Origin of the sequence: Vibrio sp. 10N.261.52.A1, assembly GCF_002876325.1 — a bacterium.
In the GTDB taxonomy this organism is placed as follows: domain Bacteria; phylum Pseudomonadota; class Gammaproteobacteria; order Enterobacterales; family Vibrionaceae; genus Vibrio; species Vibrio chagasii.
Genome location: NZ_MCYD01000435.1, coordinates 1 through 988, shown reverse-complemented (window position 1 = coordinate 988; position 988 = coordinate 1). Strand labels below are relative to the sequence as shown.

1 protein-coding gene is annotated in these 988 nt (G+C 34.5%); it reads right to left on the bottom strand.

Features of this window, described 5'->3' with window-relative positions:
* Nucleotides 1-882 (bottom strand): LysR family transcriptional regulator (locus BCT81_RS05180; protein WP_008216276.1); only part of this gene is annotated, 882 nt, incomplete at its 3' end.
* Between the last annotated feature and the right edge of the window lie 106 nt (nt 883-988).

The following is a 988-nucleotide window of genomic DNA, read 5'->3' as shown; positions in this document are numbered from 1 at the left end:
CATAATATTATGCTTTATTCCTGATTCGGAAATATCACTAATCTGAAAAAGTTGCTGTATTTTATCTTTTATTCCTAGAGTTTCGAGTTCTTGTGAAATTTCATCACTACACCAGACATACATATTTACTTTCTGACGTAACGGGATTGTCTTACACTTTTCATCACATACCGACCACTCAGGAAAGATCAAAACCGTCCCGTTAGTATCGAGTTCATTTTTTAACAATTGGCATGAGCTTGTTTTAACCCAACTTGTAACGTGAGATGTTTCAACATTGTAGTCGTTTAATAGCTCTTGAACATATGACTTAGACAATGAACTGCAAAAAACAACTCTCTGTGGATAGCACTCATAAGGGTCAAGGGAACAAGAATACGCGATCACATAGTTTACCGTTTTTAATTGATAGGACTTTCCGTTCCCCTGTGAAATTCTATCCATAGTAAATATTAAGTCATAACGCGACAACTCCAATGAAGAAGACTTAGTAAAACTGTTTATGGATAAGTCGATATTGTTTAACATTCGAAATTCATTAATTACTCGATTGACCAAATCGAAACAAAATGACTCGTCGATCGCTATGTTAAATTGATCTCTTAGCTCCACTTTCTCTAGATCTTCAAATAACCTCTCATACATGGACATGGTTTGGTCAGCATAATCCAGTAATACTTTTCCATGTTTAGTCAGTAAAAACCCTTCTTTTCGATCAAAAATACTTGCCCCTATTGTACTCTCGATCTTTTTAATATGTTGAGATACCGCGGGCTGTGTCATAAATAGAGACTCAGCGGCAGCTGTAAAGCTTTTGTGCTTAGCAACGTGTGAAAATGTTCTTAAATATTTTACGTCGATAGATCTGTTGACGTTTTTCATGGTGAAAACTACCCCGATGTTGCGTTGTTTTATTAATTATTCTTATTAAAAATCAGCGTAAAAGTAACAATAGTGTCATTCAGATACAAAAAAACATTATTTATAT